Below are 25,660 nucleotides of genomic sequence, written 5' to 3'. Positions count from 1 at the left end.
GAGCGGCCGTGTACGACTACATCATCGTGGGTGCGGGCAGCGCGGGCTGCGTGCTCGCCGCCCGGCTGAGCGAGGACCCCGCGACGCGGGTGCTGCTGCTGGAGGCCGGCCCGCCCGACGACGCCCCCGAGATCCACATCCCGGCCGCGGTCGCCTCGCTCATCAAGGGCCCCTTCGACTGGGACTACACCACCACGCCGCAGGAGCACGCCGACGGGCGCCGGGTGTACTGGCCGCGCGGCCGCACCCTCGGCGGCAGCTCGTCCACCAACGCGATGATCTACATTCGCGGGCACCGGCACGACTACGACACCTGGCGCGACGCGTACGGCTGCGCCGGCTGGGGCTACGCCGACCTGCTGCCCTACTTCCGCCGCGCCGAGGACCAGCAGCGCGGCGCGTCCCCCTTCCACGGCGAGGGCGGCCCGCTCCGCGTCGAGGACCTCCGCTACAAGCACCCCCTGACGCGCGCCTGGGTGCAGTCGGCGAAGTCCTACGGCCTCGCCGCCAACAACGACTTCAACGGCGCCGAGCAGGACGGCGTCGGCTTCTACCAGGTCACCCACAAGCGCGGGCGGCGCTGGTCCACCGCCGCCGGCTACCTGCGGCCGGCGCTGGACCGCCCGAACCTCACCGTGGTGACCGACGCCCTCGCCACCGGCGTCCTCATCGAGGACGGCCGCGCGACCGGCGTCCGCTACGAGCTGCGCGGCGAGCCGCTCGTCGCGCGCGCCGGGGCCGAGGTGATCCTCGCGGGCGGCTCGGTCAACAGCCCGCAGCTGCTGATGCTGTCGGGCGTCGGGCCCGCGGACCACCTGCGCGAGCACGGCCTCGACGTGCTGGTGGACGCGCCCGTCGGGCAGGGCCTCCAGGACCACCCCTACGTCAACGTCATGTTCGCGACGCCGCGCCATCGCAGCCTGTGGGAGCTGGCGGGCGCCCGCAACCTCGCCCTCTACCAGGCGCTCCAGCGCGGCCCGTTCGCCTCCAACGTGGCCGAGGCGGGCGGGTTCGCGCGGACCGTCGACGGGCTGCCCGCCCCCGACCTGCAGTACCACGTGCTGCCGACCGCGTTCCACGACCAGGGCCTCACCGAGCCGTCCGAGCGGCTGCTGTCGGTGTTCGTGACGGCCGTCGCGATCGAGAGCCGGGGCGCGCTCACGCTCCGCTCGGCGAGCCCGCACGCCAAGCCGCTCATCGACCCGGCCTACCTGGCCGCCAAGGCCGACCTGGACATCCTGCTCGCCGGCGTCCGGCAGGCCCGCGAGATCGCCGCGACGGGGCCGCTCGCGGCGCTCAGCGGCGGCGAGTGGGCGCCGGGCGAGCAGGCCGGCGACGACGAGGCGCTGACCGCGTACGTGCGCGCGCAGGTCGCGACGCTGTTCCACCCGACGAGCACGTGCGCGATGGGCGGCGGCGGCGCGGTCTGCGACACCGACCTGCGGGTCCGCGGCGTCGAGGGGCTGCGGGTGGTGGACGCCTCGGTGATGCCGGCGGTGCCGCGCGGCAACACCAACGCGCCGACCATCGCGATCGCCGAGCGCGCCGCCGACCTCATCCGCGGGAACACGCCCCTCGCGGCGGCGGACGGCTGAGGCGGGCGCCCGCGCCGGTCAGCGGCGGCGGGGCTGCGCCAGGCGCGCCTCCAGCGCGCGGATGATCTCCAGCCACTGGCGGCGGTCGCGGTCCTCCCACCGGTGGGGGGCGTGCGGCTCCCAGCTCGCCAGCGAGGCGAGGTCGGCGGCGAGGACGGCCGGGCGGCGGCCCGGGTCGCGGCGCAGCTCCTCGGCGATCGTGTAGAGGCGGTGCGCCGCCCGGTAGTAGGCGAGCTGCGGGGCGGCGAGCCGCCGGACGGCGTACCCGCCGCACTTGCGGCACCACTCCAGGTCGGTGCGGCGCAGCAGCTCGGCCACGGTGAGCAGATGGTCGTCGCGGGTGAGCCGCAGGTCGTGCTGGTGCCCGCAGTAGGGGGAGTGGCCCTTGCCGGGGACCTGCGGGTCGGCGTTGGAGGTGTAGAGCTGCACGTCGGCGAGCAGCCCGAGCGGGATGCCGCCGCCGAACGGGCGCAGGTCCATGCGGTCGCGGGCGAGCAGCGCCCGCCACACCTGCGGCGGGACGGCCCGCGCGGCGCCGTCCCGGCCGTCGTCGAGGGCGCGCAGGTCGCGGGCGCCGCGGGCGAGCGCGAGGGCGCGCAGGCTGCGCTCGTCGAACAGCTCCTGCTCGCCGGCCGCCGCGCCGAGCTGCCAGCCGGGGCCGAGGTCCTGCTGCGGCGGCTGCTCGGCCCAGGGCGCGATCAGCGAGGCGGGGAGGTCGGCGGCGCCCGCCACGAGGACGCCCTGCCAGCCGGTGGTGCAGCGCGCCTCGATCGCCGCGGTCGGCAGGACCTCCACGCCGTGCTCGGCGGAGAACACGACGTACAGCTGGTCGGCCTGCGGCTGGTCGGCGCGGCGCTGGTCGTGCCCGGCGCCCTCGCGCAGCGCCCGCAGGTGCGCGCTCGTGACGGGGCGCCGCGCCGCGACGGGCGAGTCGTCGAACACGCCGGGCAGCGGCGCGTCGCGCTCGCCGGGCGGCGGCAGCGCGGGCGCGAAGCCGGCGTCGTCGCCCGCGTAGGGGGTGCAGGCCAGGTGCGAGCGCTGCCCGAGCAGGTGCTCGGCGACCAGGTACGGGACGCGCAGCAGCATGACGCGGCGGCCCCAGTCGGCCTCCACGGTGTAGGCGGCGAGCACGCCCAGCTCGGCCTCGGTCAGCGTGCGGCGCAGGTCGCTGCGGCGCCCGTCCCCGGCGGGCAGCGCCGCGAGCACCAGGCGCTCGGGCCGGGTGCGCAGCGCGGCCACCCGCGCCCGGACGCGCTCGGTCCACTCGGCGGTGACGCCGGCGTCGGGGAACAGCGCGCCCCCCGCCTCCAGGCCGAGGCCGGCGTGGCGCTCCAGGCCGCTCCAGGAGGCGGCCGCGGCGTCCTGCCAGCGGTCCCAGAGCGGCGAGCCGTCGCCGTCGAGCAGGCCCGCGGCGGCCGCCTCCAGCAGCGCGCCGGGCCGGACGAGGCGGCCCGCGCGCGTCCGCAGCGCCTCGACGTGGCCCGCCTTCAGCGTGAGCCGCTCGCGGGCCCACGGCTCCAGCCACGGGTAGGCGGCGACGGTGCCGAGCGCGCGGTGCAGGCTGGTCGCGGCCTGGAGCCAGTCGCGGAACGCGGCGTCGCGCAGCCGGCGGGCGTCGCTGAAGGACTGCCAGCGCTTCTCGTCGTCCTCGGCGGGCCGGTCGCCCTCGGCGAGGAGCGCGGCGGCGTCGGCGGTCTCGCAGTCGGCGATCTCGGCCTCGGGGCCCGCGTCGGAGGGACCGGGCAGGTGCGCGCCGAGCTCGTACAGCAGGCCCATTCCGGTGAGCGCGCAGAGAAAGATCCCGAGGGCGCTGTCGGGGCGCGCCCAGTGGTGCCATTTCGCGCAGTTCTCGCACATCGCGCCGATCAGCGCGGCGTCCAGCGGGACGAGCGCGGGCGGCGCGTCGTCCTCGTGCAGGCCGGGGCAGGTGCGGGCGGAGTGGACGCGGCCGTCCTGCCCGGGATACACCTTCACCGTATTTCCCAGGAAAGGCCCGAGCGGTATGTCGAGTGACAAAAGGGACTCGGGCACCGGACCTCCTCGCTGATAGTGGCACAAGAAGCATAAGCGCTGGTCCGACAGATCGCGCGTCATCCCAGACAGTGCACGAAATCGCCCGCGCCTTTCCGGCCGCGTCCCTTTAATGGCGTCTTATATGCCTGTTGTGGGGAAAACGAAGACGCCCCCGCCGGGCGGCGGGGGCGTCGTGGCCGGGGCGTGGACCGCGGGCGGTCACTGCTTGCGGGCCTTGGCGGCGCGGCGGGCGCGCTCGGCCTCTTCGCGGAGGCGGCGGGCGCGGTCCTTGGCGATGCTCTGCTGGCTGAACTCCGGGCGCATCATCTGAATCTCCTCATCTCGTCCGGGCCGTTCGACCCGATGACTCAAGATTCGTCCTAAGGCCCCGGTCGCCGCATCGGGACGAAGCCTTATCCGCGCGGCCTGAGGCGGCTTAGGACCGCCTAGGACGTCTTAGGTGAGGCCTAGGTGGCGTGAGGTGCATTAGGAACTGGCGGGGCGGGCCATGCGGAAGCGCCCTTCGACTACCTAGCGTGGTTGACATGCAGCTCTCCGCAGCGTTCCGGCAGGGCGCCGAGCGGGCCGCCAGGCGGACCGCCAGGCGGACCGTCCAGCGCGCCGTCCACGGTGCCTGGGAGCGTGTCCAGGACTACGGCGCCGTCACCGCGCGGGCGCCCGGCCGGCACCGTTTCGCGCACTTCGGCGAGGGGGTCCGCATCGCCTTCCCGGCCGCGACGCTCTACGGGGAGCCGTGGATCTCGATCGGCGCGCACACGCTCGTCGGCGCGCAGGTCACGCTCGCGGCCGGGCTCGTCCCCGGGCTGGACCTCGGCCCGGACGTCATCGTGCGGATCGGCGGGGTGCCCGCGCGGGTGCTGCGCGCCTACGAGCCGGGCGCCGGCCGGCACCGCCCCGGGCCCCGGCCCGCCGGGCGCCCGCCCACCGACACCCTGGAGAGGGGAGCGACCGCATGAGCACGCCGCCCGAGGGCGCCACCGCCATCATGATCGTCGGAGACTCGATCAGCCACGGCAGCAGCGGCGACTGGACGTGGCGCTACCGGTTCTGGAAGCACCTGCGCCAGCAGGGCGCCGACGTCGACCTGGTCGGGCCCAAGGACACCCTGGACGACATCCGCACGCCCGAGGTCGGCGACGACGACGCCACCTACGCCGATCCGGAGTTCGACCGCGACCACGACGCCCAGTGGGGCCGCCCCTACCTGGCCGAGAAGGACGTCATCGAGGCGAAGGTGGCCGCGCACCGGCCCGCTTACCTGCTCGTCCTGCTCGGCATCAACGACCTGTTCTGGTACGGCGTCGAGCCGCCGGACTTCGAGGCCAACCTGCGCGCCTTCGTCGCCGCCGCGCGCCGCGCCGCGCCCGCGCTGCGGATCGTCCTCGGCACCGTCCTCGACACCCACAAGGCGGGGCGGGAGCCGGAGTTCGCGGCCCGCGTGGCCGGCTGCAACGCCCGCCTGCGGCGGGTGGCCGCCGAGCTGGACGGCCCGGACACGCCCGTCACCGTCGCCGAGACGGCCGCCGAGTTCATCGCCGCCGACCACACCTGGGACGGCACCCACCCGAACCCCAACGGCGAGGTCCGCATCGCCGCGGCCTTCGCCGACGCCCTCGCGGCCCGCTTCGGCCTCGGCGCCCCCTACCCGCGCCCCTACCCCGACATCCCGGCGATCCCCGCTCAGGCCAAGCGCCCGCTGCCCGCGGACCCGCCCGCCCCGGCCCCGCCATGACGGGCCGCCGGGGTCAGAGCGGTCCCGGAAAGTCCCGGGGGTCGGGCAGGTACCGGCGCTTCGTGCGGCGCGTGTAGGCGTTCGTCGCCTCGCCGACGAGGCGGCGGCGGTGAGGGGTGTGCACCTGCCGGTCGTCCTGGCTGACGACGACGGGGTGCGCGTCTCCGGCGATGTCGACGGAGGGAGTGCGCCGGGCGAGCGCCTTGGCACCCTCCTCGGCGCCGTCGACGACGAGGACCGCGAGGACGGCCACCCCCGTCGGGGCCAGGAGGGAGCCCTTGCGCCGCTTGGCCGCCTCCATGGCCGCCCACGTGAAGCGCGCCACGTCGTGCTCGTAGACGTGGGGGAGGCGGACCGCCGCCACCAGGATGTGCATCTTGACGGCGAGCATGAGGCCGGACCGGTGGCCCAGGGTGACGGGCAGGCCGTCCAGCGTCGCGCGGGTGACCTCGCAGCCGCCGGCGGACATGCGCTCGGCGAGCCGGTCGATGTAGGGCGACGTGGCGGCGGGCACGGCGGCGGGCACGGCGGGAGGGCCGGCGGGGGGGCTCCGGGGCTAGCGCGGTTCCGGCAGGTACTCGGGGTCGGGGAGGTAGAGGCGGTTCTTGCGGCGCAGGTAGGCGTTCGGGAGGGCGCCGAGGGCGCGGTGCTTGCGGAAGGTGTGCACCCGCCGCTCGGCGAGGCTGACCAGGGCGGGCTGCGCCAGCACGGCGCGCTCCAGCGCGAAGGGGCGGCGGGCCAGCGCCTTGGCCCGCTCCTCGGCGTCCTCGGTGACGAGCACCGCGATGACGGCCACGCCGGACTGCAGGCCCCGCAGCTCGCCCTTGCGCTGCTTCGCCAGCTCCTTGGCGGCGTGGGTGAAGCGCGCCATGTCCTCTTCGAGGGCGAAGTTGAGGTGGGTCGCCATCACGAACAGGTGGATCCTGGAGAGCGCCACCCAGTTCGCGCGGTAGCCGACGGTGGCGGGGACGCCGCCCACGGTCTCGTGGGCGACCTCGCAGCCGTCGGCGGTCAGGCGCTCGGCGAGCCGGTCGATGTAGGGGGACATGCGGGCGGGCTCCGGGAGGGTCGGCGGGGCCGGGTCCGTCCCGGCCGTCGCGGCACCCTACCCGATCGTGATCATGAAGGCGCCCCCGGCCGCGCGGGGCGGCCGGGGGCGCCCGGGGCGCGGCGGCGTCAGCGCTTGTAACGCTTGCCGTGCAGCATGTTGACGAGCTGCAGGACGCGCGCCATCTCCTTCTCGCTGCGGCCGAAGGAGGTGAGGTTCATCGAGGCGAACCGCTGCCGCGTGATGGCCTTCGGGCGGGCGAACTCGCGCAGCCCGTCGGCGCCGTGGATGCGGCCGAAGCCGGACTCGCCGACGCCGCCGAAGGGCAGCGCGGCGACCATCGCGAACGCCGCGAAGGCGTTGATGGACGTCATGCCCGAGCGGATGCGGCGGGCGGCGTCCATCGCGCGGGCCTTGTCCTTGGAGAAGATCGTGCCGGCGAGGCCGTAGCTCGTCCGGTTGGCCTTGTCGACGGCCTCGTCCAGGTCCCTGACCCGGTGCACGGTGATCGTCGGGCCGAAGGTCTCCTCGCGGACGGCCGCCGAGTCCTCGGGCACGTCGGTCAGCACGACCGGCTCGACGTAGGGCTTGCGGACCGACTCGGGGCCGCCGACGACGGCCTTGCCGCCCTTGTCGAGCGCGTCCTTGATGTGCCGCTCGATGATGTCGAGCTGCTTCGGCATGGTGATCGGGCCGTAGGCGGCCTCCCGGTCGAAGCCCGGCCGCAGCTCGCCGGCCTTGGCGGTCAGCTTGCCGAGGAAGGCGTCGTAGGCCGAGTCCACGACGTAGACGCGCTCGACGCCGATGCAGGTCTGGCCGGCGTTGGACATGGCGCCCCAGAGCGCGGCGTCGGCGGCGGCGTCGAGGTCGGCGGTCGCGTCGACGATGCAGACGTCCTTGCCGCCGCACTCGGCGACGATCGGGGTGAGGTTCCGCGCGGCGGCCGCCATGACGCGGCGGGCGGTCGGCGCCGACCCGGTGAAGGCGATCTTGTCGACGCCGGGGGAGGACGCGAGCGCGGCGCCGGTCTCGCCGAGGCCGGTGACGACCTGCAGCACCGGCTGCTCGGGCACCACGCCGGCGACGATCTCGGCGATGAGCAGCCCGACGCCGGGGGTGAACTCCGAGGGCTTGAACACGACCGCGTTGCCGGCCGCGAGGGCGTAGGCGATCGAGCCCATCGGGGTGAAGATCGGGTAGTTCCACGGGCCGATGACGCCGACCACGCCGAGCGGCTGGTACTCCAGCACCGCCTTCTGGTTGATCGACATCAGGCCGGGGAACACGGTGCGCGGGCCGAGCACCTTCTCGGCGTTGCGGGCGGCCCAGTCCAGGTGCGAGATCGCCATGATCGTCTCGAGCTGGGCGTCCTGCAGCGGCTTGCCGGTCTCCTGGTGGATGAGCTCGGCCATCCGGTTGAGCGACCGGGTGAGCGAGCCCTTGACGTTGAGCAGCCGGACGCGGCGCTCCTTCCAGCCGAGGGCGCGCCACCAGGCGGCCGCCCCGGCGGCGCGCTCCACGGCCTCGGCGACCGCGGCCTCGTCGTGGACGGGGTGCTCGGCGACCACCTCACCGGTGGCCGGGTTGAGCGACTCGAAGATGGCGGGGCTTTCGGTGACCGCGGTCATGAGGACCTCCGGGAAGGGCGTAAGTGACTACTTGCGGGCGCTACCGGCTAGTAAATCACTCTAATCCGCTCCTGCGGCTAGGCGTCCGGTATCCAGCTTCCGTGAAATCCGGCCGGGACGCGCCGCGGCAGGTGCACGGTGGCCCGGTGCGCCAGGTCGCCGGCGTCCAGCACGAGCAGCTCCGCGGGCCCGCCGGTCCGGTCCGACACGAGCGACAGCAGCCAGCCGGCGTCCTCGCCGCCCGTCGCGGCGGGGACGAACACCGCCTCGCCGGGGGCGCGGTCCGGGCCGAGGTCGAGCGCGTCCGAGGTGCCCGCCGCGAGGTCGTACTTGACGACGGCGCTCCCGGTGACGGTGTAGAGGTAGCGGTGCGGGCGGCCGGTGCGGTCGTCGTTGTGGGTGGGGAACTCGACGCCGCGGTCGTCCAGCGGCTCCTCGGCGGCGCGGCCGGTGGCCGGATCGAGCGTCCAGCGGTGCAGGCGCGCGGTGCCGGTCGACGCGGCGGCGGTGGCGGCGTCCCCGGCGGCGCCGCCGATCCGCGCCCACTGGCCGGCGAAGTCGGCGGGCCCGTAGCGGGCGCCGTCCACGACGACGCGGCCGGCCGCGTCCTCGTAGGCGTTGCCGGTGTGGAAGACGTAGCAGGGGTCCACGTCGAACCAGCGGACGGGCCCGCCGGCGCGCGGCATCACGCCGATCCGGGCGCCGTGGCCGTCGTCCCAGCGGTAGGGCATGCCGCGGCCGGCGAGGGCGAGGTCCAGGTCGAACACCACCGGCAGGTCCAGCCAGACGACGTGGTGCTCGGTGATCGCGAAGTCGTGCGTCATCGTCGGTCCCGGCACGTCGATCGCGCGGCTCTCCACGAGCTCGCCGGCCGCCGACAGCCGGTGGTAGGTGAGGAACGGGGCGGTGAAGCCGCAGCCGAAGAACAGCAGCTCGCCGGTGACCGGGTCCCGCTTGGGGTGCGCGGTCATCGCCGTGGTCAGGCGGCCGCCGAAGTCGCAGGGGCCGAGGGTCTCCAGCTCCGGCGAGATCGCGTAGGGCAGGCCGACCTCGACGAGCGACAGGATGCGGCCGGCGTGCGGGATCACGTGCGTGTTGGAGGGGACGGCGGCGAGGTCGACGGTGCGGTCGCCGCGGAGGAAGGGCCGCTCGGCGGTGCGCACCCAGCGGTTGCGGTACCACTCGGCGCGCCCGTCGCGGAGGCGCAGGCCGTGCAGCATGCCGGGGCCGGTGAACCAGTGGCCGCTCGGCCTGCCGGGGCGCGGGTTCGGGCCGTTGCGGAAGTAGCGGCCGGTCAGCTCGGCGGGGAGGGCGCCGGTGACGTCCAGCCCGTGGGCGTCGATCTCGTCGGGGACGGGAGCGTGGTGGCCGGTCAGCCAGGGGCCGGCGGTCTCGGTGCTCATGGCGCTGCTCCTCGGGGGCGGGAGGTCAGTGGGCGGGCGCGTAGGCGGACTCGGGAATGCCGTTGGCGGCGAAGTGCCGCTTGCGGGCGTGCTCGGGGTAGCGGGCGGTGAAGGCGGCGGGGAGGGCGAACCCGGCGACCTTGCAGGCGATCAGCAGGGCGGTCTGGTGCGGCGCGGCGTACTGGACGGCGGCGAGGGCGAGCGCGGTGACGGTGAACCCGGCCGCCCAGACGGCCGTCACGGTCACCATGATGCGCCGGAACAGCGGCCGCGCGGCGATCTCGGCGGTGACCCGCCGGCGCGCGATGCCCTCGGTGAACGGGCGGCCGATCGCGAGGCCGCCCCAGGCGGTGAGGGCGAGCCAGCCGATCGCGAGCGAGGCGCCGTAGCGGAGCGCGGCGGCGTCCGGGGCGGCGAGCGCGACGGCGCTCAGCACCGCCATGTAGACGGCGCTGGAGTACTCCAGGACCAGCGCGGCGGGACGGTGGCCGCCGCGCCGCCGGACCGCGAGGAGGACGAGCGCGGCGGCGAGCCCGGCGAGCGCGCCCGCCGCGTCGGAGACGCCGGAGACGACGGCGAGGGCGATCCAGGGCAGGAAGGTCAGTGCGTAGTGCTTGGCCATGGGGGCCGCCTCTCGGTCCGGGGGGACGTTCCAGTTTCGACATGTCTGAAGTTATACGTTCCACAAATGACATGTCAACACCGACGTGTATGATCAGGGATATGAGCCTTCGCCACGCCCTGCTGGGGCTGATCGCAGAACAGGACGGCGCCAGCGGATACGACCTGCTCAAGCTGTTCGAGGTCTCGCTCGCGACCGTGTGGCCCGCCACCCAGAGCCAGCTCTACGGCGAGCTCGGCAAGCTGACCGAGGCCGGCCTCATCCGGGTCGTCGAGGAGGGGCCGCGCGGCCGCAAGGCGTACGGGATCACCGAGGAGGGGCGGGGCGAGCTGCTGCGCTGGATCGTGGACGTGCCGGTGAAGCCGGTGCGCCGCGACGACAGCCTGCTGCGCGTCTTCTTCCTCGGCCTCGTCGAGCCGGCGAAGGCCCAGGAGTTCATGGCGGCCCAGATCGCCGCGCTCGGCCGGCGGCGCGACGACCTGGCGGCCCTGGAGGGCGCCATCGACTGGGGCGACGACGACCTGTCGGTCTACGGGCGCCTCGTCATGGAGTACGGCCGCCGCATGTACGCCATGCGCGCCGAGTGGTTCCGCTGGGCGGCCGAAGAGATGAAGGCCCTGGACCGCTGACGGGCGGTCCGGGGCCTTCGCGATGCGCGCGCGCCGGGGCGGCGCGCGGCGGTCAGCGGAAGTCGCCGGCGTGGTCGGCGGCCCACGCGGCGAACGGGCGGGCCGGGCGGCCGGCGATCTGCTCGACGGCGGGGGACGTCTCGCCCGGCGCGTCCACCTGCGCGGCGAACATGCGGAGCAGCGCGTCGGCGATGGCGGGCGGCGTGCGTCCCGCCGTCATCGCGGCGCGGGCCGCGCCCGGGGAGATCTCCTCGTAGCGGACCGGCCGCCCGATCGCCTCGCCGATCAGCCGCGCGTGCTCGGCGTGGGTGAGCGCCCGCGGCCCCGTCAGCACCGGCTTCGCGCCGACCAGGTCGTCGTCCGCGAGCGCCCGCGCGGCGACCGCCGCGATGTCGCGCTCGTGGATCGAGGCGATGGCGGCGCGGGCGTACGGGCCGCGCACGACGCCGTCCGCGCGGATCTGCCCGGCCCAGCCGAGCGTGTTGGCCGCGAACGCGCCGGGGCGGACGAACGTCCACTCCAGCCCGGTCGCGGCGACCCGCTCCTCCAGGTCCAGGTGGTGGGCGCCGATCGGGTTGCCCGGGCCGCCCCCGCCGAGGGCGGCCGAGGACGACAGCAGGACGACGCGCCGGACGCGCTCCTCGACCGCCCGCTCCAGCAGATCGCCGAGGCCGCCCCAGAAGGCGGCCGGGTTGACGAACAGCGCCGTCGCGCCGTCCAGCGGCAGGGCGTCGAAGGGGACCGCCTCGGCCTCGGACGGCAGGCGGGCGGCGGCGGGGTCGCGGGTGACGGCGCGGACCCGGTGGCCGCGGGTGAGCAGCTCGGCGACGAGGTGGCGGCCGACGTTGCCGGTGGCTCCAGTGATCACGAACATGCGCCCATGTTCATCCATCCGGATGGATGAAGTCAACCGGATGGATGAACTCCGGCTAGGGTGGGGCCATGAGCACGCCCCGCGCCCGCCGCCAGGACTCCGACCGCACCTGCCGCCTGCTCCTCGACGCCGCTCTGGAGGAGTTCGCCGCCCGCGGCTTCGCCGGCGCCCGGGTGCAGGACATCGCCGACCGCGCGGGAGTGAACAAGCAGCTCATCAGCTACCACTTCGGCGGCAAGGAGGGCCTCTACCGGGCGCTCCTCGACCGCTGGTACGAGCGCGAGGCCGAGTTCAACACCCCGGACGTGCGGCTGCCCGACCTCGCCGTCCGCTACCTCCACCAGTCGCTGGACGACCCGCGCGGCACCCTCCTGGAACTGCGCCGCAACCTCGACGCCGTCCCGACCGGGGCCGCGCCCGCCGCCCCGCCCGGGATCCCCGGCGACGAGGACACGGGGCTCGCGGACCTGCGCCGCCGCCAAGAGGCCGGCGAGCTCGCCGCCGGGCTGGACCCGGCGGCGGTGATGCTCGCGCTCATGGCGATGGTGTCGGCGCCGGTGACGCGGCCGCTGACGGTCCGGTCGCTGTTCGGCCTCGACCCGGCGTCACCGGAGTTCCGCGAGCACTACACCGGCCAGCTCCACCGCATCGTCGCCCTCCTGGCGGGCGAGGGCGGAACGGTCAGCGCTGCCAGAAGAGAAAGAGGGCGCGGCCGAGCTGGATCCACAGGTCGCTGAGCCCGAGGCGGGCGCAGACCCAGTAGGTCAGGTCGAAGAACGCCCGGTTCAGCGGCTCGATCAGCCAGAGGGCGGCGAGCAGCACCAGGAAGGCGTAGCCGCCGTACTGGTTGAGCGTCCGCACGGTCGAGCGCGGCAGGAACGGCTCCACGACGCCGAAGCCGTCCAGACCCGGGATCGGCAGCAGGTTCAGGATCGCGGCGGTCACCTGGAGGAAGCCGAGGAAGGCGACGGCGGCCCAGAAGATGCCGTGCCGCTCGTCGGCGAAGTTCTTGAAGATGACGGCGATCATGATGGCGAACAGCACGTTCGCGAGCGGGCCCGCCGCCGACACCAGGGCGTGCCGGACCCGGCCGTGGATCGCGCCCCGGTCGATCCACACCGCGCCGCCCGGGAAGCCGATCCCGCCGAGCAGGATGAACAGCACCGGGATCGCGAACGACAGGATGCCGTCGGTGTACTTCAGCGGGTTCAGCGTGAGGTAGCCGCGGGTGGCGACGCTCCGGTCGCCCGACCGGTAGGCCAGGTAGGCGTGCCCGAACTCGTGCAGGCAGAGCGTCAGGATCCAGCCCGCGATGACGAACGCGAACACCGCGATCCGCGATTGCGTCCCCACCATCGTCCCGTAGCGCCAGACGATGAGGCCGGTGAGCACCGTCACGGCCACGATCGCGAGGAACACCGGGCTCGGCCGGACCGCCGAGCGCCCCCGCATGTCGTGCACCGTGCCCATGACCACCCCTCCGACGTGCCTCGCGGCGTGCCGCCTCGACCCTGACGCTACCGTCTCGGCGGCGCGGAACGCGTCAGCCGGCCGCGAGCACCGGCACGACGTAGGTGCGGAGGAAGGCGCGCAGATCGTCGGTGGGGCGGTCGCGCTCCAGCGCGATCAGCGAGGTGATCATCCGGAACAGGAACTCGACCGCGCCCTCCACCTCGATGTCGGCGCGCAGCAGGCCGTGCCGCTGCGCCATCGCGAAGTGCGGCCGGACGTAGTCGGCGCAGAGGCCGAGCACCTGCTCGGCGGCGCCCGCCACGGCCGCCTGCATGTGCCCGGCGGCCTCGGGGACGAGGAACCGCGCGATCGTCGGGTCCTCGCGGACGAACGCGACGGCGTCGACCACGCCCTCCACGATCGCGTCCGGCACCGTCGGGCTGGTCGCGAGGCGCGCCGCCAGCAGGTCCAGGAAGCGGCGCAGGTCGCGCAGCACGACGGCGAGGATCAGCTCGTCGCGGCCGCCGGTCACGGCCCGGTAGACGGTGGCGCGCGACAGGCCCGCCCGCGCCGCGATGTCCTCCACCGTCGTCTTGGCGACCCCGAACCGGGCGAAGCACTCCTCGGCGGCGTCGATGACGCGCTCGCGGGTGCCGGTCCCGGCGGCGGTTCCGGCGGCGGGCGCGGGGGAGGCTGGGGCCATGGCAGCAGATTACGCGGTCGGGACCGGCGGTCAGCCGAGCGTGTACTCCAGCGACCAGGCGTGCCCGCCGGCGTCGTCCGTGCCGAGCTCGAACCGGCCGCGGACGCCGGCCAGCTCGCCGGTGCCGGTCGCGGGGACGACGAGCAGGTCCAGCCACTGGGTGTCGTCGCCGCCGTCGTCGCTGCCGGCGTTGTGCTGGAGCACGAAGGTGCCCTCGCGGCCGTGCAGGATGCCGCGCACCGTCTCCACGCCGACGTAGGCCGCCGGCCCGGCCGGCGAGCGCACGGTGATCAGCTCGGCGGTGCTGCTGCCGACCAGGTCGCCGTGGAAGGCGCGGGTCACCTGGACGCGGGTCAGCTCGACGCCGCCCTCGTTCTGGAAGGGCGTCCCGGCGTCCCAGGACTTGATCTCGAAGGTGCCGCTCGCGCGAGAGGTCATGGCCGTCATCATTCCCGGCCCGCACCGCCCCGAACAGGGCCGTTGCGCCGGCGTCCCGCGGAGCGCGCCGAAACCCCGGTGCGGAAGGTGCGGCGGGGGCGCGGCGCGGTGGTACGGAGACACCGGAGGAACCGTGGACTTCTGGGACTATCTCCGCAGCCGCCGCGCCATCCTCGCCCCCAACGCCCGGGTCGACGTCGACGGCGAGGCCCCCGCCTTCGCCGCCCGCGACTGGCTGGGATCCCAGCACCTCGTCAGGTGACCGGGAGCGGGGACCGGATCAGAAGAGCGTTCCCTCGTGCTCGATGCCGCGGAGGGCGTCGTAGTCGAGGGTGACGCAGTCGATGCCGCGGTCGGTGGCGAGAACGCGGGCCTGGGGCCTGATCTCCTGGGCGGCGAAGACGCCGCGGACCGGGGCGATGAGGGAGTCGCGGTTCAGCAGCTCCAGGTAGCGGGTGAGCTGCTCGACGCCGTCGATCTCGCCGCGCCGCTTGATCTCGACGGCGACGGTGGCGCCGCCGGCGTCGCGGCAGAGGATGTCGACGGGGCCGATCGCGGTCGGGTACTCGCGGCGGACCAGCGTGTAGCCGGGGCCGAGGGTGGTGATGTGCTCGGCGAGCAGCTCCTGGAGGTGGGCCTCGACGCCGTCCTTGATGAGGCCGGGGTCGAGGCCGAGCTCGTGGCTGGTGTCGTGCAGCACCTCGTGCACGTTGAGGATGAGGCGCTCGCCGGACTTGCCGTGGGTGACCGTCCAGCGCTGGGTGACGCCGGCCTCGTCGGGCTCGACGAACGGCTCCTCGCGGAGCGTGCACGGCGGGTTCATCCAGTTCAGCGGCTTGTAGGCGCGGTCGTCGGCGTGCACGCTCACGCTGCCGTCCGACTTGATCAGGATGAGGCGGGGCGCCAGCGGAAGGTGGGCGGTGAGCTTGCCGGCGTAGTCGACGCTGCACCGGGCGATAACGAGACGCACGGTGGAGGAGCCTAGTGGCGCCCGGCGGTGATCGTGGCCCGGTCGGCGGAGCGCGACGACTGACCTGCCCGTTCCGCGGGTAGGCGCTCCCCATGGCCGTACGACACATCTACATCGACGCCGGTCGCGACGACGTCTGGGCGGCGCTCGCCGACGGGGCGCGCTACGCCGACTGGGTGGTCGGCACCAAGGAGATCCGCCATGAGGACCCGGGCTGGCCCGCCGTCGGCAGCGAGATCCGCTTCGTCGCGGGGATCGGGCCGGTGTCCTACAGCGACCGGACGGTGGTGCGCGTCAACGAGCGCCCCGACCGGCTGGAGCTGGAGATCGGCGCGGGCTACCTGGGCAAGGTCCGGGTGGCGTTCCAGCTGATCCCGTGGGGTGAGGGGACGGTGGTCGTGGTCGACGAGCACCCGCTGTACGGCGCCGTCGCCGGCCTGCACGGGCCGCACGCCGAGCTGCTGCTGAACCTCCGCAACCGGCTGATGCTGCGGAACCTGCGCTCGGTCGTCATGGACAAGGCCGGCGAGCGCCGCGCGGAGATCCCCGTCCCCTAGCCGCCCAGCAGGAAGCGCTGGGCGGCGGCGAGGCCGGGGCGGAGGACGTAGCGGCCGAGGGGGGTGCCGGCGCGGAGCGCGGCGCGGGCGGCGTTGGAGCCGCACGCGCCGTGCACGCCGCCGCCCGGGTGGGCCGACGCCGACGCCAGGTAGAGGCCGCGGACCGGCGTCTCGGGGCGGCCGGTGCCGGGCACCGGCCGGAACACGAGCTGCTGGTGGATCCCGGCGGTGCCGCCGTTCAGCGCGCCGTTGTGCAGGTTGGCGTCGTGCCCGTTGAGGTCGCCGGGCGCGAGGATGCGGCGGGCGGCGATCCGGTCGCGGAAGCCGGGCGCGTACCGCTCGACGACCGACTCGACGCGCGCGGCGAACGCGTCGCGCTCGCGCCCGTCCCAGGCGCCGGTGATGCCGTCGGGCCCGGCGTCGCCGCGGACGCGCTGCGGGACGTGGGTGTAGGCCCAGACCGACTCGGTGCCGGCGGGGGAGCGGGACGGGTCGGCGGTGGTCATCTGGCCGAGCAGGCAGAACGGGTCGCCCGGGACGCGGCCGGTGGCGATCTGGGCGTTGAAGGTGGTGAGGGCGTCCATGTCGGCGGCGAGGTGGACGGTGCCGGCGCGGGCGGCGCCCGGGGACGCCCAGGGGATGGGACCCGACAGCGCCCAGTCGACCTTGAAGGTGGCGTAGTCCCACTGGAAGCGGCGCAGGTCGTCGCGGAGCCGGGCGGGCAGGTGCTCCCAGCCGACGAGGCCGCCGTACAGGGCGGGCGCGGACACGTCGGCGAGGACGGCGCGGGTGGCGCGGATCGCCTCGCCGGACGCGGTGCGCACGCCGAGGGCGCGGCCGTCGCGGACGACGACCTCGGTGACGGGGGTGTCGCAGCGGACGGTGCCGCCGCGGCTCTCCAGCCGCCGGACGAGGGCGTTCGCGAGCTCGCCGGCGCCGCCCTCGGGGACGGGCCAGCCGTACTGCTGGCCCAGCATCGCCAGCAGCCAGCCGAAGAACGCGCCGGCCGCTGACTCAGGGAAGAAGTCCGCGTGCAGCGCCGATCCGGCGAACAGCAGCGGTGCGCCCTTGCCGGCGAACTCCTCCTCGCCGAGGCGCCGCACGGGCAGCACCGCGAAGCGCGCGAAGTGCAGCAGGCCCGCCGCGCGGGCCTTGGCGGCGAGGGAGAGGCCCGCGCGGGCGGGCGGGAACGGGGAGAACAGGGCGGCCAGCAGGTCATCGCCGAGGTCGTTCCAGAGGCCGTAGAGGCGCAGCCAGGCGTCGCCGTCGCCCTTGGCGAGCGCGTCCAGGCCCGCCGCGGTCGCGGCCGGGTCGCGCTCCAGCACCGCGCAGCGGCCGTCGTCCAGGGGGTGGGCCATGACGGCGGGGGCGTGCCGCCAGCGCAGCCCGTGCTCCTCCAGCCCGAGGGAGCGGACCGCGGGCGAGGCCACGCCCAGGGGATAGAAGGCGCTGCACACGTCGCTGACGTAGTCGGGGTGGACGCCCCGATCGCTGCGCACGGCGCCGCCCGGCACCGGCTGCGCCTCCAGCACCTGCACGTCCCAGCCCGCGTCCGCGAGCACGTTCGCCGCGACCAGCCCGTTCGGGCCGCTTCCGATCACCACTGCGTCCGCCATGGACGTCCCCTTCCCCACCGGGGCGCAGGTTAGTGCTGCCGAGCGCCGGAGCCGGGGCGTCAAACCCGCTGTCAAGGCTGGAAATCCCACCGGGTGGTGGTTAGCGTCACGGGAGAGGGTGACTCATCACTGTCTGTGAAAGGGGCCCAGTCATGTCCTTGGACGTCTCCCCCCAGCTTCTTGAAAGCGCCCGCAAGGGCGAGGTCGGCGACGCGGAGTTCGTGGAGTGCGTGCGCACCTCGCTGCCGTACGCCTGGGAACTGATCAGCGGTCTGGTGGCGCGGTTGCAGGTGGACGGCGGCGCGTTCGCCGACAACCTGACCCCGCCGCCCGACGAGCAGGCCCGCGGCCAGCTGCTGCGGGTGCTGGCGAGCGACGCGATGCGCGGCAGCCTGGAGCGCTACTTCGGCGTGAAGCTGGCCTTCCAGAACTGCCACCGGGTGGCGGTGTTCCCGTCCGGCGACTCGGCGGACTACCGCCGCTTCGTCACCGCCCGCGAGCAGATCCTGAACCAGTCGCCCGAGCTGCGCGACTGCTGACCGGTCCGCGACTGCTGACCGGGAAGGGCGCGGCCCGGGTCCGCCTGTACGAGCGGCCCCGGGCCGGCCGGGTTCAGGACTCGGTTTCGCAGGGGGCACCCGCCGCGGGGATCGCCCGGTCGTACTCCTCGATCAGCTCTTTGATCGATTCGAGCAGGTCGGTGAAGTCGGGTGCGGCGGATGCGAGATCGGTTTCGCGCATGCCCCCGACCCTACGCCGCGTCCCGTGATCGTGTGACTACTTTCCGTCATTGCGGGAGGTGGCCGCCGCGCAGGCGGGGGAGCACCTCGGCGCCGAGCCGCCGGATGTTGGCGAGGGTGCGCTCGGCCGTCCCCGCCCCCTCGACGAGCAGCACGGCGTGCCCGACGCCGGTGCGGCGGGCGGAGGCGGCGAGGGTCCGCGCGCAGTCGGCGGGCGACCCGACGGGGTGCCGGTCCACGAGCTCGCGGACGTAGCCGCGCGGGTCGCGCGCCGGGCGCGGGCGGCCGTCCACGGGGACGTAGCCGTCGAGGCCCGGCCCGAGCCAGCGCGGCATCTCCTCCAGCAGCAGCGCGGCCGCCTCGTCGCGGCTGTCGCCGACCTGCGCCAGGTGCGCCGAGACGTGCGGCGCGGGGCGCCCGCAGGCGGCGCGGTGGCGCGCGACGGCGGCGGCCTTCGCCGCGTCGCCGACGTGCATGCCGAGCAGCATCGGCAGGCCCCGCGCGGCCGCGATCTCCTCGGTGGCGGGGGAGGTGCAGGCGACGACGACGGGCGGCGGCTCGGCGGCGCGCGGCACGACGGGGACCTCCCGGAAGGCGAACCGGCCGCCGTCCCAGCCGACCCGCTCGGAGCGCAGCCAGGCGAGCAGCAGGTCCAGCGACTCGGCGAAGCCGTGCTCGTAGCGGTCCAGGCCGGTCCCGAACACCTCCAGGTCCCGCCAGGGGCCGCCGCGGCCCACGCCGAGCCGGAACCGGCCGCCCGAAACGATCGCCAGCAGCGCCGCCTCCTCGGCGAGCGCGACCGGGTGCCGGGTGGACAGGACGCTGACGGCCGTGCCGACCGCGATCCGGGACGTGCGGCCGAGCAGGTGCCCGGCGAGCGCCACCGCCGACGGCACGACGCCGTAGGTCATGAAGTGGTGCTCGGCGATCCACACGTCGTCGAAGCCGGCCTCCTCGGCGGCGAGCGCGGCGGCGACGGTCCGGTGCAGGGCGGCGGCGTCGTCCTCGCCCGGGAAGCGGGCGGCGAGCAGGAACACTCCGAAGCGCACCCCCGGGTCCTACCCGCCCCGCGCCCCTGGGAGACTGCGGGGCATGAGTGGCGATTCGTTCAGCAAGGTCGGCGTCGTCGGGCTCGGCACCATGGGCGCGGGCATCGCCGAGGTGCTGGCCCGCGGCGGGCTGCCCGTGGTCGGCGTGGAGATCGACGAGGCGGCGCTGGAGCGCGGCCGCGGGCACCTGGAGAAGTCGACGGGGCGCGCGGTGAAGCGCGGCCGGCTCACCGCGGACGCGCAGCGCGGGATCCTGGACCGCGTCGAGCTGTCGACCGACTTCGCCGCGCTCGGCGAGTGCGACCTCGTCATCGAGGCCGTGCCCGAGCGGCTGGACCTGAAGCGCGCCGTGTTCGCCGAGCTGGACCGGGTCTGCCGGGCCGACGCGGTGCTCGCCACCAACACCTCCTCGCTGTCGGTGACCGACATCGCGGTCGCCACCGGCCGCCCCACCAAGATCGTCGGGGTGCACTTCTTCAACCCCGCACCCGTGATGAAGCTCGTCGAGGTCATCGGCACGGTGCTCACCGAGGACGGCGCCGTGGACCGCGTCGCCGCCCTGGTGAAGGGCCTCGGCAAGACGCCCGTCGTGATCGGCGACCGGGCCGGGTTCGTCGCGAACCGGCTGCTGTTCGGCTACCTCAACCAGGCCGCCGGGATGCTGGAGTCCGGGCACGCCACCCGCGACGACATCGACACCGCCATGACGGCGGGCGGCGGCCTGCCGATGGGCCCGTTCACGCTGATGGACCTGATCGGCCTGGACACCTGCCTGGAGGTCCTGGAGGCGATCCACGCCGAGACCCGCGACCGGCGCCACGCCCCCGCGCCGGTGCTGCGCGAGCTCGTCACCGCCGGGCTCCTCGGCCGCAAGACCGGCCGCGGCTTCTACGACCACGCCGCCCCCGCCGCCGAGGCCGCCGGGCGGGACGCGCCCGCGCGCCCCGTCGTCGCGGTGGTCGGCGAGGGCGCGGTGCCCGCCGCCCTCGGCGAGGTCGTCCGCGACGGCCTCGGCGACGCCGACCTGATCATCGCGCTCGGCGAGGGCTCCCTCGCAGACGCCGCCGCTGCGGCCAAGCCCGGCGCCGTGCTCGCCACGACCGGTCCGGTCGTCGCGGCCGCCGTCGCCTCCGGCCGTCCCGCCGACGTCGTCGGGTTCCACCTGCCCGAGGCGGACGGCGCCTTCGTCGAGATCGCCGCGTCCGTCGTGACGGGCGAGGGCGTCGCCGACCGCGCGGCCGAGCTCGCCGCCGGCCTCGGCCTCACCCCCGTCCGCTGCCGCGACCGCGCCGGGCACATCGTGGACGCGCTGCGCTTCCCGTACCTGAACGACGCGGCGGCGATGCTGGACGCCGGGTACGCGGACGCCGACTCCATCGACGCCGCCATGACGCTCGGCTGTGGCTACCCGACCGGCCCGATCGCCGACCTCGACAGGCTCGGCGCCGACCGCGCGGTCGCCGCCCTGCACGCCCTGTACGCCGAGACGCGCGAGCCCGCCTACGCGCCCGCGCCGCTGCTGGAGGAGCACCGCACCGCCGGGCGGACCCTGCGCTGAGCCGCAATAGTCTGGTCGCCATGAGCCCCCGCAAGAACCGCCGCACCGTCCGCCCCCCGTCGGGCGGGGGCGGCGGCCCGCGGTTCGAGGAGACCGAGGCGGGGCCGGACGGCGACTGGATCGTCCGGGCCGTCGCGGGGGCCAACGCGGCCAAGCCCTACCGGTGCCCCGGCTGCGACCAGGAGATCCCGCCGGGCGTCGCGCACGTCGTCGCCTGGCGCGCCGACGACCGCGACGGCGAGGACCGGCGGCACTGGCACCGCCCGTGCTGGAACGCGCGCGGCCGGCGCGGGCCGCGCGTCCAGCGGTCCCGCAACGCGCCCCGGTACTGACGAACGCGAGAGGTCACAGATGGCAGAGATCAGGGCGGCGTCGGTGCTGCCCGCCCGCCGCGAGGACATCACCCTGACCACCGCCGACGGGCTGGAGCTCGTCGGGGAGCTGGCGCTGCCGCCCGAGCGGCCGCCCGTCGCGACGCTCCTCTGCCTGCACCCGCTGCCGACCGCCGAGGGCATGATGGACAGCCACGTGCTCCGCAAGGCGTCGTTCCGGCTGCCCGCCCTCGCCGACGTCGCGGTGCTGCGGTTCAACACCCGCGGCACGTCCTCGGCGCGCGGCACGAGCGACGGCGCGTTCGGCCACGGCGAGGACGAGAAGCTCGACGTCGCCGCCGCCCTGGAGTACGCCGAGTACCACGACCTGCCGCACCCCTGGCTGCTCGGCTGGTCGTTCGGCACCGAGCTCGCCCTGAAGTGGGGCCTGGACCCGCTGGTCGAGGGCGCGATCCTGCTGTCCCCGCCGCTGCACCGCGCCACCGACGCCGACCTGGACGCCTGGGGCGCCGACGGGCGGCCCGTCGTCGCGCTCGTCCCCGAGTTCGACGACTACCTGCGCCCCGCCGAGGCCCGCGAGCGGTTCCGGCGCGTCCCGCAGGCCGAGGTCGTCGCCGTGGAGGGCGCCAAGCACCTGTGGGTCGGGGAGCCCTACGTGCGGATCGTGCTGGACGCGATCGTCCGCCGCGTCGCGCCCGGCGCCGCGCCGCTGCCCACCGAGTGGGACGAAGGTGACGAATAAACACCTTCGTCCGATCACGGCCATCCGCGACTGGCCGCGCCCGTTCCCGGTGACGATTACCTAGCCGCCGGGTTCCCGGCGGGCGTCGGGAAGAGGATCGGGGAGGGCGGTGTCGCGATGACCGTGCAGCTCTACGCCAGGGACGTCGGGGCCGGGACGCCGCTCGTGCTGCTGCACGCCTTCCCGCTGTCGTCGGCGATGTGGCTCGCCCAGCGGGAGGGCCTCGGCGGCCGCTTCCGCGTGATCACCCCGGACCTGCGCGGCTTCGGCGGGTCGGTGCTCGGCGCGGGCGAGCCGTCCGTGGAGACGATGGCCGACGACGTCGCCCGGCTGTTCCGCCGCCTCGGCCTGCCGCGCGCCGTCCTCGGCGGCCTGTCCCTGGGCGGCTACGTCGCGATGGCGCTCTGCCGCCGCCATCCCGACCTCGTCAGCGGCCTCGTGCTCGCCGGCACCAGGGCCGCCGCCGACCCGGCCGAGGTCCGGGAGCGGCGCCTCGCGCAGGCCGACCGGCTGGAGCGCGACGGCACCGTCCGCGTCCTCGTGGACGAGGTGCTGCCCGGCCTCGTCGGCCCGACCACCTACCGGCAGCGCGCCCTCGTCTACGGGCGCGTGCGCGGCCTCGTCCAGGCCACCCCGGCGCGCGCGGCGGCGTGGGCGCAGCGCGCGATGGCGGCGCGCGAGGAATCGTTCGACACGCTGCGCGGGCTGAAGGTGCCGGCGCTCGTCGTCGTCGGCTCCGAGGACGAGCTCGCGGGCGAGGACGACGCGCGCGCCATGACCGACGCGCTGCCGAACGCCGAGCTGCTCGTCATCCCGCGCGCCGGGCATCTCTGCGCGGTCGAGCAGCCCGACCTGTTCAACCAGGCGGTGGCCGAGTTCGCCGCCGCCGTCTCCCGCCCGACCGCCTGAGCGCCGCTAGAGCGACTCCTGCCGGGGCACCAGCACCTCGCGGATGATCAGCGAGATCGCGGCGGCCGTCGGGATGGCCAGCAGCGCGCCGACCACGCCGAGCAGGGTGCCGCCGATCAGCGCCGCGACGACCGTCACCGCCGGCTGCACGTCCACCGTGCGCTTCATGACGCGCGGGTAGACCAGGTAGTTCTCCACCTGCTGGTAGACGACGTAGAACACGATCGCGGCGATGCCCTCGGCGGTGCCGGTGAGGAAGGCGACCAGGCAGACGACGGCGGCGCCGATCGTCGCGCCGACCAGCGGGATGAGGTCGGTGACCGCGACGATGAGCGCGAGCGCCAGCGCGTAGGGGACGCCGAGGATTTCCAGGAAGATGTAGGAGGTGACGCCGGCGATGAACGCGATGGTGAACTGGCCGGCGACGTAGCCGCCGATGCGCTCCAGGATCTCGTCGCCGAGCAGCGCGACGCGGGCCCGCCGCGAGCGCGGCGCGAGCTGGTAGAAGAACGTCTTGATCTGCGGCAGCGAGCCGAGGAAGTACAGCGTCAGGATGAGCACCGTCAGCGTCTGGAAGGTGCCGGTGAGGGCCTGCTTGCCGACGTCCAGGGCGTAGCGGGCGGCGTCCTGCTGGAACTTCGAGTCGTTGATCTTGTCCTGGGCCTGCTGGAGCAGGTGGTAGTGCTGGTCCCAGCGGGCGATCCGCGGGTTGGTGCGGAGCTGGTTGATGTAGTCGGGCAGGTTCTTGCTGAGGTCGGCGACCTGCTCGGCGAGCGGCGGGATCAGCGACGCGACGAACCCGGTGAGGAACAGCAGCACGCCGAAGAACACCGCGGCGACCGCCCAGCCGCGCGACAGGCCGAGCCGCTTCAGCCGCTCCACCGCCGGGTTCAGCCCGATCGCGAGGAACAGCGCCACCACGATCATGATGAGCACCGACTTGGCGCTCACCGCCGCCTTCACCAGCAGCCAGGCGGTGATGACGCCGAGCGCGGCGGTGAAGCCGAACACGAACGGGTGCGCGCGGCCGAGCGGCAGGCCGGGCCGGCCGAACGGGAAGCGGTGGTCGGCGCCCGCCTCCAGCTTGCGCTGCTCCACGTCGTGCGCGGGGTCGGGCACCGGCTCGGCGGGCTCCTCCGGCTCGGCGGGGCGGGGGACGAGCGCGCCCGGCCCGCCCGGCCGGGCGCGGATGGCCTCGCTGCGCGCCGCCTTGGCGTCCGCGAGGCGGGCGCGGGCGTTGCGGGCGCTCGGGATGCGGGCCCGCGCCACCCGGGCGCCCTTGGCGCCCTTCACGCGGGTGCGGACGGCGGCGTCCCCGGCGGCGTCCGCGTCCTCGACGGCGTCGGGGGCGACGTCGCCGGGGCGGGCGCCGCCGCCCGCGCCCGGCACGTCCGGCACGGGCTCGCCCGCGGGGACGGACGCGGCCTCGTCGTCGGAGGTCAGGCCCTCCTCGACGACATCGGGCGCGGGGTCGGGCGCGGGGTCGGGCACGGGCCGCGCGCCGTCGCCGGGGGGCGTCGCCTGCTCGTTCCGGGGTGTCTCGTCGGCCACGCCGCGTCTCCTGTCGATCCTGTTCATCCGGGCGGCGGCCGCGAAGGGGGGCGGCCCGCCGATCGGTGAGATGCCGAAAAGCCTAGAGGTAGTTGCCCACCTCTAGGCTTTTCAGGCGATCTGTTGAGAAATGCGGCGGGTTACTCCTGCCACCAGTCCTCGTCGTCCTCGTCCTTCTTGGCCTGCGGCTTGGCCTGCTGCTGCGGCTTGGGGGCCGGCTTGGCCTGCTGCTGCGGCGGGGCCGGCTTCGGCTCGGCCACCTGGATGGCGGCGGGCTTCTCGGCCGGCGGCTCGTCGGCCGGGCCGCCCATCGCCGGGGCGACGCCGCCGATGAGCTGGCGGAGCTGGTTCAGGTGGCTGGTGATGCTGTCGCGCTGGCGGGTCAGCTCGTCCACCTGGCGCTGCGCGGAGGTGCGGACGCGGTCGGCCTCGGCCTTGGTCTCGGCGAGCAGCTGCTCGGCCTGCGCCTTGGCCTCGGCGATGACGTTGTCGGAGTTCTTGCGCGCGTTCGCCATCAGCTGCTTGGCGTGCGAGTCGGCCTCGCGGCGGGTCTGCTCGGCCTGCTGGGTGGCCTTGGCCGCCCGCTGCTCGGCGGACGCGGCGCGCTGCTCGGCCTCGGCGACGAGCTTCTGCGTCGCGGCCTGGGCGTTGGCGTGGCGCTCGGCGTCCTGGCGGTCGGCCTCCTCGCGGCGGGCCGCGAGCTGGATCTCGAACTCGGCCTCGGCCTGCGCCCGCTGCGCCTCGCTCTCCTCCAGGATGCGCTGGGCCTGCGCGCGCATCTCGTCGGCCTGCCGCTTGGCGGTGGTGAGGATCTCGTCGCGCTCGCGCTTGGTGGACGCGCGCAGCTGCGCGACCTCGCGCTCGGTGGTGGTGCGCAGCTTGGCGATCTCGCGCTCGGCGGCGGCCCGCTTCTCGGCGACCTCGTGGTCGGCGGTGGCGCGCAGCTTGGCGACCTCGCGCTCGGTGGTGGAGGTCAGCTCGTCGGCCTCGCGGTGGGCCGAGGTGCGCACCTCCTCCGCCTCCCGCTCGGCGGCGTTGCGCATGTCGTCGCCCTCGCGCTGGGCGGTGGCGCGCAGCTCGGCGGCCTCGCTCTCGGCGTTGGCGCGCAGCTCGGCGGCGTCCACCTTGGCCGCGGCCTTGATCTCGTTGGCCTCGCTGCGCGCGGCCTGGACGAGCTCGGTCGCCTGCTCCTCGGCGAGGCGGAGCAGCTGCTCGATGCGGGCGCCGAGACCGGAGTAGGTCGGGCGCTCCTGCTCCTGGAGCTGGCGGTGGGCGTCGGAGAGCTCACGCTGCAGCGCCTGGGTGTCGTCGCGGGTCTTGCGGACCTCGGACTCGAGCGACTTGATCTGCTCGTCGACCTGGTGCCGGTCGTAGCCGCGAAGCACCACGTCGAACTCGCGCGGGGGCGTGTCCTCGAAGAAGTTGCTGAGCTGGGCGTCGATGTCGGACTGCATGTGGCTCAATCCTGATGTGACGGG

28 protein-coding genes are annotated in these 25,660 nt (G+C 75.0%); 12 read left to right on the top strand and 16 right to left on the bottom strand.

Going from position 1 to position 25,660, the window contains the following annotated elements:
- Positions 1-8 precede the first annotated feature (8 nt).
- Positions 9-1,595, top strand: coding sequence for a GMC family oxidoreductase (locus K1Y72_RS37165; RefSeq protein WP_220167121.1), 1,587 nt, complete (start codon positions 9-11; stop codon positions 1,593-1,595).
- 18 nt (positions 1,596-1,613) lie between these two features.
- On the opposite strand, the gene K1Y72_RS15995 is transcribed toward K1Y72_RS37165, so the two are convergent.
- Positions 1,614-3,569 (bottom strand): hypothetical protein, encoded by a 1,956-nt coding sequence (locus tag K1Y72_RS15995; protein WP_220167120.1) that lies wholly within the window; start codon positions 3,567-3,569, stop codon positions 1,614-1,616.
- 584 nt (positions 3,570-4,153) lie between these two features.
- On the opposite strand from K1Y72_RS15995, the gene K1Y72_RS15990 reads away from it, so the two are divergent.
- Together K1Y72_RS15990 and K1Y72_RS15985 are read left to right on the top strand one after the other, a co-directional pair.
- Positions 4,154-4,585: a hypothetical protein gene (locus K1Y72_RS15990; RefSeq protein WP_220167119.1), complete on the top strand. Its 432-nt coding sequence runs from the start codon at positions 4,154-4,156 to the stop codon at positions 4,583-4,585.
- Positions 4,582-5,361, top strand: a complete 780-nt coding sequence (locus K1Y72_RS15985) for an SGNH/GDSL hydrolase family protein (RefSeq protein WP_220167118.1) — start codon at positions 4,582-4,584, stop codon at positions 5,359-5,361. Before K1Y72_RS15990 ends, K1Y72_RS15985 begins: the two co-directional genes overlap by 4 nt.
- Before the next feature lie 13 nt (positions 5,362-5,374).
- On the opposite strand, the gene K1Y72_RS15980 is transcribed toward K1Y72_RS15985, so the two are convergent.
- The 5 genes from K1Y72_RS15980 to K1Y72_RS15960 all read right to left on the bottom strand — a co-directional run bounded on the left by K1Y72_RS15980 (position 5,375) and on the right by K1Y72_RS15960 (position 10,062).
- Positions 5,375-5,887: a hypothetical protein gene (locus K1Y72_RS15980; protein ID WP_220167117.1), complete on the bottom strand. Its 513-nt coding sequence runs from the start codon at positions 5,885-5,887 to the stop codon at positions 5,375-5,377.
- Between the two features lie 30 nt (positions 5,888-5,917).
- On the bottom strand, positions 5,918-6,409 hold the full coding sequence (locus K1Y72_RS15975) for a hypothetical protein (RefSeq protein WP_220167116.1): 492 nt from the start codon (positions 6,407-6,409) through the stop codon (positions 5,918-5,920).
- A 128-nt stretch (positions 6,410-6,537) separates the two neighbouring features.
- Complete coding sequence (locus tag K1Y72_RS15970; RefSeq protein ID WP_220167115.1) at positions 6,538-8,037, bottom strand: aldehyde dehydrogenase family protein; 1,500 nt, start codon at positions 8,035-8,037, stop codon at positions 6,538-6,540.
- A gap of 77 nt (positions 8,038-8,114) precedes the next feature.
- On the bottom strand, positions 8,115-9,440 hold the full coding sequence (locus K1Y72_RS15965) for a carotenoid oxygenase family protein (protein ID WP_220167114.1): 1,326 nt from the start codon (positions 9,438-9,440) through the stop codon (positions 8,115-8,117).
- A 25-nt stretch (positions 9,441-9,465) separates the two neighbouring features.
- Positions 9,466-10,062: a hypothetical protein gene (locus tag K1Y72_RS15960; protein WP_220167113.1), complete on the bottom strand. Its 597-nt coding sequence runs from the start codon at positions 10,060-10,062 to the stop codon at positions 9,466-9,468.
- A gap of 101 nt (positions 10,063-10,163) precedes the next feature.
- Here K1Y72_RS15960 and K1Y72_RS15955 point away from each other — a divergent pair, with 101 nt between their 5' ends.
- The gene (locus K1Y72_RS15955; RefSeq protein ID WP_220167112.1) at positions 10,164-10,691 is read left to right on the top strand and encodes a PadR family transcriptional regulator; all 528 of its coding nucleotides are present in this window, start codon (positions 10,164-10,166) and stop codon (positions 10,689-10,691) included.
- A 52-nt stretch (positions 10,692-10,743) separates the two neighbouring features.
- Here K1Y72_RS15955 and K1Y72_RS15950 read toward each other — a convergent pair whose 3' ends face one another.
- Positions 10,744-11,565 carry an NAD(P)H-binding protein gene (locus tag K1Y72_RS15950; protein ID WP_220167111.1) on the bottom strand — a complete coding sequence of 274 codons (822 nt, stop codon included), beginning with the start codon at positions 11,563-11,565 and terminating at the stop codon, positions 10,744-10,746.
- A gap of 68 nt (positions 11,566-11,633) precedes the next feature.
- Here K1Y72_RS15950 and K1Y72_RS15945 point away from each other — a divergent pair, with 68 nt between their 5' ends.
- Positions 11,634-12,302: a TetR/AcrR family transcriptional regulator gene (locus K1Y72_RS15945; protein ID WP_220167110.1), complete on the top strand. Its 669-nt coding sequence runs from the start codon at positions 11,634-11,636 to the stop codon at positions 12,300-12,302.
- Here the strand turns inward: K1Y72_RS15945 and K1Y72_RS15940 are convergent.
- The 3 genes from K1Y72_RS15940 to K1Y72_RS15930 all read right to left on the bottom strand — a co-directional run bounded on the left by K1Y72_RS15940 (position 12,247) and on the right by K1Y72_RS15930 (position 14,158).
- Positions 12,247-13,035: a site-2 protease family protein gene (locus K1Y72_RS15940; RefSeq protein ID WP_220167109.1), complete on the bottom strand. Its 789-nt coding sequence runs from the start codon at positions 13,033-13,035 to the stop codon at positions 12,247-12,249. The two genes, K1Y72_RS15945 and K1Y72_RS15940, sit on opposite strands and share 56 nt — an antisense overlap.
- Before the next feature lie 73 nt (positions 13,036-13,108).
- Complete coding sequence (locus tag K1Y72_RS15935; protein WP_220167108.1) at positions 13,109-13,720, bottom strand: TetR/AcrR family transcriptional regulator; 612 nt, start codon at positions 13,718-13,720, stop codon at positions 13,109-13,111.
- A 30-nt stretch (positions 13,721-13,750) separates the two neighbouring features.
- On the bottom strand, positions 13,751-14,158 hold the full coding sequence (locus tag K1Y72_RS15930) for a DUF3224 domain-containing protein (protein ID WP_220167107.1): 408 nt from the start codon (positions 14,156-14,158) through the stop codon (positions 13,751-13,753).
- A gap of 133 nt (positions 14,159-14,291) precedes the next feature.
- Between K1Y72_RS15930 and K1Y72_RS36290 the strand changes: the two genes are divergently transcribed.
- Positions 14,292-14,420, top strand: coding sequence for a hypothetical protein (locus K1Y72_RS36290; protein ID WP_258572507.1), 129 nt, complete (start codon positions 14,292-14,294; stop codon positions 14,418-14,420).
- 18 nt (positions 14,421-14,438) lie between these two features.
- On the opposite strand, the gene nucS is transcribed toward K1Y72_RS36290, so the two are convergent.
- Positions 14,439-15,128 (bottom strand): endonuclease NucS, encoded by a 690-nt coding sequence (gene nucS / locus K1Y72_RS15925; RefSeq protein ID WP_220167106.1) that lies wholly within the window; start codon positions 15,126-15,128, stop codon positions 14,439-14,441.
- A gap of 92 nt (positions 15,129-15,220) precedes the next feature.
- Here nucS and K1Y72_RS15920 point away from each other — a divergent pair, with 92 nt between their 5' ends.
- The gene (locus K1Y72_RS15920) at positions 15,221-15,685 is read left to right on the top strand and encodes an SRPBCC family protein (RefSeq protein WP_220167105.1); all 465 of its coding nucleotides are present in this window, start codon (positions 15,221-15,223) and stop codon (positions 15,683-15,685) included.
- On the opposite strand, the gene K1Y72_RS15915 is transcribed toward K1Y72_RS15920, so the two are convergent.
- Positions 15,682-17,301, bottom strand: coding sequence for a phytoene desaturase family protein (locus K1Y72_RS15915; RefSeq protein WP_220167104.1), 1,620 nt, complete (start codon positions 17,299-17,301; stop codon positions 15,682-15,684). The two genes, K1Y72_RS15920 and K1Y72_RS15915, sit on opposite strands and share 4 nt — an antisense overlap.
- A gap of 152 nt (positions 17,302-17,453) precedes the next feature.
- On the opposite strand from K1Y72_RS15915, the gene K1Y72_RS15910 reads away from it, so the two are divergent.
- Positions 17,454-17,840, top strand: a complete 387-nt coding sequence (locus K1Y72_RS15910) for an SCO5389 family protein (protein ID WP_220167103.1) — start codon at positions 17,454-17,456, stop codon at positions 17,838-17,840.
- Between the two features lie 73 nt (positions 17,841-17,913).
- Here K1Y72_RS15910 and K1Y72_RS36285 read toward each other — a convergent pair whose 3' ends face one another.
- Entirely contained in the window at positions 17,914-18,042 is a 129-nt protein-coding gene (locus tag K1Y72_RS36285) for a hypothetical protein (RefSeq protein ID WP_258572506.1), read from the bottom strand.
- 46 nt (positions 18,043-18,088) lie between these two features.
- Positions 18,089-19,090, bottom strand: a complete 1,002-nt coding sequence (locus tag K1Y72_RS15905) for an LLM class flavin-dependent oxidoreductase (protein WP_220167102.1) — start codon at positions 19,088-19,090, stop codon at positions 18,089-18,091.
- 43 nt (positions 19,091-19,133) lie between these two features.
- On the opposite strand from K1Y72_RS15905, the gene K1Y72_RS15900 reads away from it, so the two are divergent.
- The 4 genes from K1Y72_RS15900 to K1Y72_RS15885 all read left to right on the top strand — a co-directional run bounded on the left by K1Y72_RS15900 (position 19,134) and on the right by K1Y72_RS15885 (position 22,631).
- The gene (locus K1Y72_RS15900; protein ID WP_220167101.1) at positions 19,134-20,648 is read left to right on the top strand and encodes a 3-hydroxyacyl-CoA dehydrogenase family protein; all 1,515 of its coding nucleotides are present in this window, start codon (positions 19,134-19,136) and stop codon (positions 20,646-20,648) included.
- A gap of 20 nt (positions 20,649-20,668) precedes the next feature.
- Complete coding sequence (locus tag K1Y72_RS15895; RefSeq protein WP_220167100.1) at positions 20,669-20,980, top strand: Rv1322 family protein; 312 nt, start codon at positions 20,669-20,671, stop codon at positions 20,978-20,980.
- A gap of 19 nt (positions 20,981-20,999) precedes the next feature.
- Positions 21,000-21,722: an alpha/beta hydrolase gene (locus tag K1Y72_RS15890; RefSeq protein WP_220167099.1), complete on the top strand. Its 723-nt coding sequence runs from the start codon at positions 21,000-21,002 to the stop codon at positions 21,720-21,722.
- A 117-nt stretch (positions 21,723-21,839) separates the two neighbouring features.
- Positions 21,840-22,631 (top strand): alpha/beta fold hydrolase, encoded by a 792-nt coding sequence (locus K1Y72_RS15885; RefSeq protein WP_220167098.1) that lies wholly within the window; start codon positions 21,840-21,842, stop codon positions 22,629-22,631.
- 6 nt (positions 22,632-22,637) lie between these two features.
- Here the strand turns inward: K1Y72_RS15885 and K1Y72_RS15880 are convergent, their stop codons facing one another.
- Together K1Y72_RS15880 and K1Y72_RS15875 are read right to left on the bottom strand one after the other, a co-directional pair.
- The gene (locus K1Y72_RS15880; protein ID WP_308287103.1) at positions 22,638-24,182 is read right to left on the bottom strand and encodes an AI-2E family transporter; all 1,545 of its coding nucleotides are present in this window, start codon (positions 24,180-24,182) and stop codon (positions 22,638-22,640) included.
- A 140-nt stretch (positions 24,183-24,322) separates the two neighbouring features.
- Entirely contained in the window at positions 24,323-25,636 is a 1,314-nt protein-coding gene (locus K1Y72_RS15875; protein WP_220167096.1) for a DivIVA domain-containing protein, read from the bottom strand.
- Between the last annotated feature and the right edge of the window lie 24 nt (positions 25,637-25,660).

The organism is Actinomadura parmotrematis (genome assembly GCF_019458805.1).
GTDB classification, from domain to species: domain Bacteria; phylum Actinomycetota; class Actinomycetes; order Streptosporangiales; family Streptosporangiaceae; genus Spirillospora; species Spirillospora parmotrematis.
The sequence above is the reverse complement of the archived record's forward strand: the minus strand, read 5'-3'. Positions and strand labels throughout refer to the sequence as shown.

Excerpts from the sequence above, each read along its gene's own strand:
- K1Y72_RS15990 (WP_220167119.1), top strand. The coding sequence starts at position 4,154 with ATGCAGCTCTCCGCAGCGTTCCGGCAGGGCGCCGAGCGGGCCGCCAGG.
- K1Y72_RS15940 (WP_220167109.1), bottom strand. The coding sequence starts at position 13,035 with ATGGGCACGGTGCACGACATGCGGGGGCGCTCGGCGGTCCGGCCGAGC.
- K1Y72_RS15895 (WP_220167100.1), top strand. The coding sequence starts at position 20,669 with ATGAGCCCCCGCAAGAACCGCCGCACCGTCCGCCCCCCGTCGGGCGGG.
- K1Y72_RS15965 (WP_220167114.1), bottom strand. The coding sequence starts at position 9,440 with ATGAGCACCGAGACCGCCGGCCCCTGGCTGACCGGCCACCACGCTCCC.
- K1Y72_RS36285 (WP_258572506.1), bottom strand. The coding sequence starts at position 18,042 with ATGCGCGAAACCGATCTCGCATCCGCCGCACCCGACTTCACCGACCTG.
- K1Y72_RS15900 (WP_220167101.1), top strand. The coding sequence starts at position 19,134 with ATGAGTGGCGATTCGTTCAGCAAGGTCGGCGTCGTCGGGCTCGGCACC.
- K1Y72_RS15915 (WP_220167104.1), bottom strand. The coding sequence starts at position 17,301 with ATGGCGGACGCAGTGGTGATCGGAAGCGGCCCGAACGGGCTGGTCGCG.
- K1Y72_RS15950 (WP_220167111.1), bottom strand. The coding sequence starts at position 11,565 with ATGTTCGTGATCACTGGAGCCACCGGCAACGTCGGCCGCCACCTCGTC.
- K1Y72_RS15935 (WP_220167108.1), bottom strand. The coding sequence starts at position 13,720 with ATGGCCCCAGCCTCCCCCGCGCCCGCCGCCGGAACCGCCGCCGGGACC.
- K1Y72_RS15910 (WP_220167103.1), top strand. The coding sequence starts at position 17,454 with ATGTCCTTGGACGTCTCCCCCCAGCTTCTTGAAAGCGCCCGCAAGGGC.
- K1Y72_RS15890 (WP_220167099.1), top strand. The coding sequence starts at position 21,000 with ATGGCAGAGATCAGGGCGGCGTCGGTGCTGCCCGCCCGCCGCGAGGAC.
- K1Y72_RS15985 (WP_220167118.1), top strand. The coding sequence starts at position 4,582 with ATGAGCACGCCGCCCGAGGGCGCCACCGCCATCATGATCGTCGGAGAC.
- K1Y72_RS15955 (WP_220167112.1), top strand. The coding sequence starts at position 10,164 with ATGAGCCTTCGCCACGCCCTGCTGGGGCTGATCGCAGAACAGGACGGC.
- K1Y72_RS15970 (WP_220167115.1), bottom strand. The coding sequence starts at position 8,037 with ATGACCGCGGTCACCGAAAGCCCCGCCATCTTCGAGTCGCTCAACCCG.
- K1Y72_RS15875 (WP_220167096.1), bottom strand. The coding sequence starts at position 25,636 with ATGCAGTCCGACATCGACGCCCAGCTCAGCAACTTCTTCGAGGACACG.
- K1Y72_RS15975 (WP_220167116.1), bottom strand. The coding sequence starts at position 6,409 with ATGTCCCCCTACATCGACCGGCTCGCCGAGCGCCTGACCGCCGACGGC.
- K1Y72_RS15945 (WP_220167110.1), top strand. The coding sequence starts at position 11,634 with ATGAGCACGCCCCGCGCCCGCCGCCAGGACTCCGACCGCACCTGCCGC.
- K1Y72_RS15920 (WP_220167105.1), top strand. The coding sequence starts at position 15,221 with ATGGCCGTACGACACATCTACATCGACGCCGGTCGCGACGACGTCTGG.
- K1Y72_RS15960 (WP_220167113.1), bottom strand. The coding sequence starts at position 10,062 with ATGGCCAAGCACTACGCACTGACCTTCCTGCCCTGGATCGCCCTCGCC.
- K1Y72_RS15885 (WP_220167098.1), top strand. The coding sequence starts at position 21,840 with ATGACCGTGCAGCTCTACGCCAGGGACGTCGGGGCCGGGACGCCGCTC.
- K1Y72_RS15930 (WP_220167107.1), bottom strand. The coding sequence starts at position 14,158 with ATGACCTCTCGCGCGAGCGGCACCTTCGAGATCAAGTCCTGGGACGCC.